General features: G+C 63.2%; 7 protein-coding genes and 1 pseudogene. 5 read left to right on the top strand and 3 right to left on the bottom strand.

The genetic code is table 11. The features are described 5' to 3' along the window. From QZ079_RS07150 to QZ079_RS07140, 3 genes and pseudogenes are all read left to right on the top strand, one after another. Window positions 1-483: pseudogene (locus QZ079_RS07150) on the top strand (DUF389 domain-containing protein); the annotation flags it as partial. 161 nt (window positions 484-644) lie between these two features. Next, window positions 645-1,259: a hypothetical protein gene (locus QZ079_RS07145; RefSeq protein ID WP_297036986.1), complete on the top strand. Its 615-nt coding sequence runs from the start codon at window positions 645-647 to the stop codon at window positions 1,257-1,259. Window positions 1,260-1,454: 195 nt separating this feature from the next. After that, on the top strand, window positions 1,455-2,279 hold the full coding sequence (locus QZ079_RS07140; protein WP_297036983.1) for a hypothetical protein: 825 nt from the start codon (window positions 1,455-1,457) through the stop codon (window positions 2,277-2,279). Window positions 2,280-2,396: 117 nt separating this feature from the next. Here the strand turns inward: QZ079_RS07140 and QZ079_RS07135 are convergent, their stop codons facing one another. The 3 genes from QZ079_RS07135 to QZ079_RS07125 form a co-directional block, all read right to left on the bottom strand. Further along, window positions 2,397-3,326 (bottom strand): D-2-hydroxyacid dehydrogenase, encoded by a 930-nt coding sequence (locus QZ079_RS07135; protein ID WP_297036980.1) that lies wholly within the window; start codon window positions 3,324-3,326, stop codon window positions 2,397-2,399. Between the two features lie 126 nt (window positions 3,327-3,452). After that, window positions 3,453-4,142, bottom strand: coding sequence for a zinc ribbon domain-containing protein (locus QZ079_RS07130; protein ID WP_297036978.1), 690 nt, complete (start codon window positions 4,140-4,142; stop codon window positions 3,453-3,455). A gap of 212 nt (window positions 4,143-4,354) precedes the next feature. After that, window positions 4,355-4,876 carry a nitroreductase gene (locus QZ079_RS07125; protein ID WP_297036973.1) on the bottom strand — a complete coding sequence of 174 codons (522 nt, stop codon included), beginning with the start codon at window positions 4,874-4,876 and terminating at the stop codon, window positions 4,355-4,357. A gap of 223 nt (window positions 4,877-5,099) precedes the next feature. Between QZ079_RS07125 and QZ079_RS07120 the strand changes: the two genes are divergently transcribed. Both QZ079_RS07120 and thpR read left to right on the top strand, forming a co-directional pair. Continuing rightward, window positions 5,100-6,530, top strand: a complete 1,431-nt coding sequence (locus QZ079_RS07120) for an amidophosphoribosyltransferase (protein ID WP_297036970.1) — start codon at window positions 5,100-5,102, stop codon at window positions 6,528-6,530. Between the two features lie 114 nt (window positions 6,531-6,644). Next, a partial coding sequence (gene thpR / locus QZ079_RS07115) for an RNA 2',3'-cyclic phosphodiesterase (protein WP_297036967.1) occupies window positions 6,645-6,947 on the top strand: 303 nt, incomplete at its 3' end.

Genomic DNA, 6,947 nt, shown 5'->3' with positions numbered 1-6,947 from the left:
CCGCCACTGTGCGTGGTGGGTGCGGCGCTCTACGAGGGCGTGTTCGATGCTGCGGTGGGAGCGTTTCTGCTCTTCGTGACGAACTACGTAGCGATCCAGATCATGGGAGGCGCGGTGTACCTCATCGCCGGCTTGGGAACTCGCGCGCTTTCGGTCATCGAAGGCAAGGCGCGGAGCCTATGGTACGGTGCGGTGGGCATCGGGGCGCTCGTGGTGGTGCTTCTGCTCGCATCGACGAGCTTCTCGGTGGTACACGAATCCGAGCAGCTGCGTTCCGTACAGAATGTCGTGGCGGCGTGGGTCGATGGGTCAGATTGGCGCATCTCGCGCTTCGAACTCGAAGACGGCTCCCTGCATCTCGAAGTCGCCGGAACTGGCGAGGAGCCGAGCGTCGAGCAGCTGAACCGTGAGCTCATAGATGCGGGCGTGGAACTCGATGAGGTCTCGCTCGCCGTGGTCGAGGAGCATCGCGTACTCAACTAACGCCGCGCATTTGGGACGGGGCACGTTTTGGGATGGGTTCACTCAAGCTGTGGTTTAATCAATAGCCTGCACGTACTTGGTTCTCTATGTTCTCTATGTGAGAAAATAGCACGTCTCTGTTGTAACGAGAGCTCAATCGCTTTTGCGTGGAAGGTTTTATCGTGGAATTCGTCATCCTATACCTCTTGGTGAACATTGCGGCGGGCGCGCTCGCATGCTTCATGGGCAAGCGCCTGTTCTACATCGTTTTGGGCGTCTTGGTGTTCCTCGGCGTGTTCAACATCGCGCTCACGGCTACGGACGGTTCGCCTGCGTCCTTCGTGATCGCTGCCGTGCTCGGCATCATCGCGGCGCTGCTTTCCAAGTACGCCTACAAGGCGGGCGTTTTCCTCATTGGATTTTTCGCAGGCGCCGCGCTCGGATTCTTCATTGGCATGCTCGTTCCCAACATGAGTGACTACCTGATGATCATCGTGGTCCTTGCTGGTGCCCTCGTGGGTCTTGCCGCCGTGCGTTGGTGCGACCTGTTCGTGCGCATCGGCACGGCGTACACGGGCGCGAGCTTCCTCGTCTCGAACGCGCTCGCAGCCGTCCTCGCGTTTCCCCAGCTTCTCGAGCACGCGGTTCCGGGCGATGCGATGGCGACGTTCGACGCGCTTGCGGGCTTCATCGGTGGCGAGTTCTCGGCTGCCTATTCCACGCCGTTGCTCATCGGCACGCTTGTGCTCGCGATTGCGGGTGTGGTCGTGCAGGGGAACACCAAGGTGAACAAGTAGCCCTGATTCCCGATTTCTCCCGAGCGGGACGAATTGCGCACGATATAGGGATGCGGCCGGCGGGGTCGATGCTGCCGTGATTAACCGCGCCCGATGCGGAAATACTGAGAGCAGGGATGATCCTGCCGCAATGAACCGCATGCGATGCGGAAGAGCGGTTGCAGGGCGTCGCGTTCGCGCAGGGGAGGTGACGGCATGCGGGTCATCGTCGAGACGCAAAGCCGCGCACGTGCCCGCGTCCGCGTCCAAACGCGGCGTGTCCTCATACGCTTCTTCGAGGCGCTTGCCGGCGTTCCACTCGCTCCGCGGGAAAACGGCGTTACCTTTCGGCACATCTCCCCTGTACGCCAGGCGATGCGCAGCGTGGTGTCCGTTCAGCTGCGCGGCAATCGCCAGGCGCTCGCGATGACGATGGGGTTGCTCTTCGGATCCATCCACGCCTTGTTCGCGCTGCTGAATATCGTTGCCGGCCTGCTCACGAGGTCGTGGTGGATCTTCTCGGTGGGCGTCGTCGTCGCGGCGCTCAACGCGGGCAAGTCCTACCTTGCCTCCGGCGCGCTCATGAGTGTGGTGGCGGAACGTGCGGGCGAGGAGGCCGATTCACTGAGGCGCTGCAGGAGGGCGGGGTTCACGCTCGTCGCGCTGGTGCTCGGCATGTCGAAAACGCTCGAGCGTATCGTGCTGCAGGGGTTCGGCGACGGCTATCCCGGTGCTCTTTTGTACGTCTACGCGGCCTATGCGCTCGTGCTCATCGCGACGGCACTCGTCAACCTGGTGCGCGCGGCGCGAGGAGACGCTCGCGGTCAAGGGTGTGCGCGCGTTCAACCTGGCAAGCGCATTGATTTCCATCTTCGCACTGCAGGCGGTCTTGCTCTCGCGCGTGGATTGGGGGAGCCTGCCCGCATGGGTTTCGCGCGATGCGGTGGAAGCCGCGGTCGTGGGATCGGTGAGCCTGTGCATGGTCGGCATAGGGCTTTGGCTCGCGGTTTCGGCGACGGTGCGTCTCACGAATTGGCGTGATGGCGGCGTGCGTGTCCGGAGGCGGCGCAGCGCTGGGCGCACGAAGAGGCGGCGAGGGGCTGCTCGGCGGTCGGGCAGCCGGCTCCGCCGCACGCCTTCGACCTGAACTGTCGAGCGCTAGACCTCGTTGACGAGCGGTTCTCCCGTTTGCAGTCGACGCAGGTTCTCGGCCGTGATGCGCGCGACGTTGTCAAGCACCGTATAGAGGTGGAACTGCCCCGCTACATGTGGCGTGATGAGCAGGTTCGGTGCGCTCCAGAGCGGATCGTCTGCGGGCAGCGGCTCGGGGGTCGTGACATCGAGCGCTGCGCCCGCGATGACGCCACGTTCGAGCGCATCGATAAGATCTGCCTGAACCACGAGGTCGCCGCGGCCGCCATTCGCGAAGTAGGCGGTTGGCTTGCATCGGGCGAGAAACTCGGCATCCACGAGGTCGCGCGTGGCGGGCGAGCTCGGGAGAAACGCAGCGATTACGTCGGCTTTGGGGAGCAGCTTAGGCAGTTCGTCCATAGCATGGATGCTCTCGAAGCCGCCCGGTACAGCGCCGAGGTGTCGGCGCACACCCTGCACATGCGCGCCATGTGCGTGAGCGAGCTGGGCGAAGTGCTGGCCGATGTCGCCGGCGCCGAGCACGAGTACCTGCGCACCCGCCATGGTGGTCACCGGGCCGCGGTCTGTCCACGAGTGCGCCCGCTGGTCGTCCCGGTATCCGTCGAGGTGCTTCATGAGCATGAGCACCATCGCAAAGACATGCTCCGAGACCGCTTGCCCGTAGGCGCCCACAGCGTTGGCGAGCGCGGCTCCCGCAGGTATGGTGCCCGGTGCTGCGTACGCATCGTGCCCGGCGGAGTTGAGTTGCAGGAGACGAAGGTTGCGGGCGAGGGCGAGCCGTGCGAGCGGAAGGTTTCCCACGATGACGTCGGCCGTGGCGATCGCTTCATCCGTCGCTTCGGCGCTCGAGGCGTAGGTGAATGACGCACCCGTCGCCGCGGCTTCAATCACCGCGCGCTGCGCCTCGTTGAACGGCGGCAGTACCAGGATGTTCATGAGAAACTCCTTCAACGCGTCACGATGGGCGTCACTTTGGGGACAGGAACGTCACTTTGGGGACGGGTACGTTTGTGACGTTTTCGACACAAACTAACCCGTCCCCAAAGTGACGCGGAGAGGCGGTTAGGCGAGGGCCTCTGATGCAGCCTTCTTGACGCCGCCCCACATGGCGAAGCCCCATACGGGCGTCGAGTCCATGAACTGCATCTGACGCTCCACCGGATCGACCACTACGGGCAGCGTGAACGCCGCGAACTTGGCCTTCGGTTTCTCCTTAACGAACTGGATGGCGCCGGGGTTCATGGGGTGCTGCAGCATGACGGGGTAGATGGCGACGCCTTTCTGCAGGCCGCGTGGCACACCAGAGTAGTTATGCAGCGCCCAGTCGGTGCACGCGGTGGCGTAGTCGCGCATCTCGTTGTAGCCCACGAAGTCGTTCGCATAGATGAAGAAGTACTGGTGGATGTTCGCGAGCGCGGCGGAGAAGCGCTTCGTCACGAAGAGGTATGTTTGCAGCTCCGGCACGATTTGGGGCGTCTCGCCCAGGCGTGCGGCGACCTGCTGCACGTAGGCGGGGAGTGCTTGCTGTGCCAAGGAGGCCGAGGTGGGAGCCTGGGGCTGCGGGGCGGCGGGCTGCACCGCGATGGGTGCGGGCTGAACGGCGGGTGCCGCGGGGATGGGCGCTGGCGCGCTTGCGGGCGCTGTGCCCGCGCCGGGGACAGCGGGGTCATTCGGCGAGCTTACCGGCGTGCCACAAACGCCGCAGAAACGTGCTCCATCATTGAGCCGTGCACCGCACTTCGTGCAAAACATCAAGACCTCCTTCATGGGTTGATGCTTAGATGATACGACACATCGCACGCGTCGCAGACATAATGTTCCGATATGCTGCACGGAAGGGGAATCATGGCTGCTCCGGGTAAATGCCGCATCATCGAAAGTCAGCAAAGACCCTCGGGCGCGTCTTGCCCCGAGGGTCTTGTTGGCATGGTGTCTTCGGTTGGGAGGCGATGCCGTTCGTCGTTCTACACGATGCGGTAGATGTAATCGGCCTTGCGCGGGGCTGGCGCGGGCGCGGGTTCGGCGGCATAGCCGAGGATGCAGTTGCCGATGCCTTCGTACTCGTTCGCATCGAGTCCCAGCCGTGCGAGGATCTCATGGCCTTCAGGCGATTCGAATTCCTCCTTGGCGCGGTGAATCCAGCAGCTTGCGAGCCCCAGGTCATGCGCGGCATTCAGCATGTTGCCCATCACGAGCGAGCCGTCGTAGACGTGCGTGGGGACGTCTTTGCGTGCGAGGACGACGAGTACGACGGGCGCGCCGTAGAACGGGTCGCCGTCGTCCTCCATGATGCGCGCGTTGAGTGCCGAGAGCTGGTCGCGCACTACCTTGTTCGTGATCGCGACGATGATGGGGGATTGCCTGCCCATGCCGGTGGGCGCGAACGTGCCCGCCTCGAGAACCTTGTCGATGAGTTCGGGAGGAACCGGGTCGGGCTTGAAATTCCTGCAGCTACGGCGTGTGGTGAGCGCTTCAAGGGTGTTCATGGCTACCGTCCTTTCATCTTGCCGAATCTATCAAGACGTTTGTACCCAGAACGGATGCGCGTCACTTTGGGGACGGAGTCAAAAGCGTTAGAACCGGCACCTCAACCCTCGTTCCCAAGGTGTTGCTTGCGAAAAAGTCGGCAATCCGGGCGTTTGCGGCCACGCCCAGGCAAGTCGCTTGTATACTGAAGTGCGTTCAATCGTGCCGACAGGAAGGCGAGACATGGGCGGTTTCTTTGGCGCAGCTTCGAAGCGCGATGTTGTTCTGGACGTATTCTTCGGCGTCGACTATCACTCGCATCTCGGCACGCGCCGTGCTGGCATGGTGTTCTGCGATGGCACGGGCGGGTTCAACAAAGAGATCCACTCCATCGAGAATACGCCGTTCCGCTCGCGGTTCGACAAGGACATCGAGCGCTTTCACGGCACGAGCGGTATCGGCTGGATCAGCGATACCGACCCGCAGCCCCTGCTCGTGCGCTCGCATCATGGTACGTTCGCCATCACCACTGTTGGTGCCATCAGCAACGCCAACGAGCTCATCGATGAATACTTCGAACGCGGTGGCGCGCAGTTCATGGCGATGAGTTCTGGCGCGGTGAACCACACCGAGCTCGTGGCGGCGCTCATCAACCAGAAGGACGACCTTGTAGAGGGCATCATGTTCGCCCAGCGCTCCATCAAGGGATCGCTCACGCTACTCGTGATGACCGAGGACGGTGTGATTTATGCCGCGCGCGACCCACACGGTCGCCTGCCGGTAATCATAGGCCGCGACGTGAACGGCGATGGCTATTGTGTGTCGCTCGAAAGCTTCGTCTACCACAAGCTGGGCTACGAAGACGAGTATGAGCTCGGCTCCGGCGAGATCGTGTGCATCACCCCCGAGGGCTACGAGACCGTGGCGCCGGCAAGCGGCGAGATGAAGATCTGTGCGTTCCTCTGGGTGTACTACGGCTATCCCAATTCGAACTACGAAGGCATGAACGTCGAGGTCATGCGCTATCGCAACGGGCACATCATGGCACGCGACGAGGCGCTTGCCGGCACGCTGCCCGAAGTGGACTACGTTGCAGGTGTCCCGGACTCCGGAACGCCGCACGCCATTGGCTACGCTAACGAGTGCGGCGCCACCTTCGCCCGCCCGTTCATCAAGTACACGCCCACGTGGTCACGTTCGTTCATGCCCACCAATCAGACGGTGCGCGACCGCATCGCCGAGATGAAGCAGATTCCCGTGCCCGAGCTCATTCGCGACAAGCGCCTGCTGTTCGTTGACGATTCGATCGTGCGCGGTACGCAGCTCGGTAACACGGTGAACTTCCTGTATGAGACCGGTGCCGCCGAGGTGCACATGCGCTCCGCGTGTCCGCCCATCATGTTCAGCTGCCCGTACCTCTCGTTCTCGCGCGGCAAGTCCGACATGGACCTTATCGCGCGTCGCGTGGTACGCGAGCTCGAGGGGCCGGAGGGCGACAAGCACCTCGATGAGTACGCCGACAGCTCCACGGAGCGCGGCGGCTGCCTGCTTAAGCGCATCTGCGAGCAGCTCGGCTTCGACTCCCTGGGCTACCAGAGCCTACCCGGCATGCTCGAGGCGATCGGCATCGATCCCACGAAGGTCTGCACCTACTGCTGGGACGGCCGCGAGTAGTCATAACGGTGGGGACAGCCCCAACGCCATGGCAATGGGGGCAGGCGCTGGGGTGGTTCTGCCAAAAGGGACTGTCCCTTTTGGCGGGTAAGCGCGACTGCGGGGGCGATGCCTGTGCGGACGTTCATAGCACTTGAGCTGCCAGAACTGTTCGAGGATGAGGTCGCGGCGCTGGCGCGGCAGCTGCGCGATGTGGTCGGTGGGCGCTTCATGCGTCGGGAGACCTATCATGTGACGCTGGCGTTTCTGGGCGAGGTGGACGAGGCGGGCGTACGCGATGCTATGGCGGCGCTCGATGAAGCGTGTGCGGGGCGCGCGGCTGTGGGGCTTGCGCTGGATGGCTTGGGAACGTTCGGGCGTCCGCGAGATGCGACGCTCTGGTTGGGATTGCGGCCGGCGCCTGAGCTTTTGGCGCTT

This window comes from uncultured Enorma sp., from assembly GCA_905210055.1.
Lineage (GTDB): Bacteria > Actinomycetota > Coriobacteriia > Coriobacteriales > Coriobacteriaceae > Enorma.
The sequence above is the reverse complement of the archived record's forward strand: the minus strand, read 5'-3'. Positions and strand labels throughout refer to the sequence as shown.

Coding starts and splice junctions, on each gene's coding strand:
- QZ079_RS07120 (WP_297036970.1), top strand. CDS start 5,100: ATGGGCGGTTTCTTTGGCGCAGCTTCGAAGCGCGATGTTGTTCTGGAC.
- QZ079_RS07125 (WP_297036973.1), bottom strand. CDS start 4,876: ATGAACACCCTTGAAGCGCTCACCACACGCCGTAGCTGCAGGAATTTC.
- QZ079_RS07140 (WP_297036983.1), top strand. CDS start 1,455: ATGCGGGTCATCGTCGAGACGCAAAGCCGCGCACGTGCCCGCGTCCGC.
- QZ079_RS07130 (WP_297036978.1), bottom strand. CDS start 4,142: ATGTTTTGCACGAAGTGCGGTGCACGGCTCAATGATGGAGCACGTTTC.
- QZ079_RS07135 (WP_297036980.1), bottom strand. CDS start 3,326: ATGAACATCCTGGTACTGCCGCCGTTCAACGAGGCGCAGCGCGCGGTG.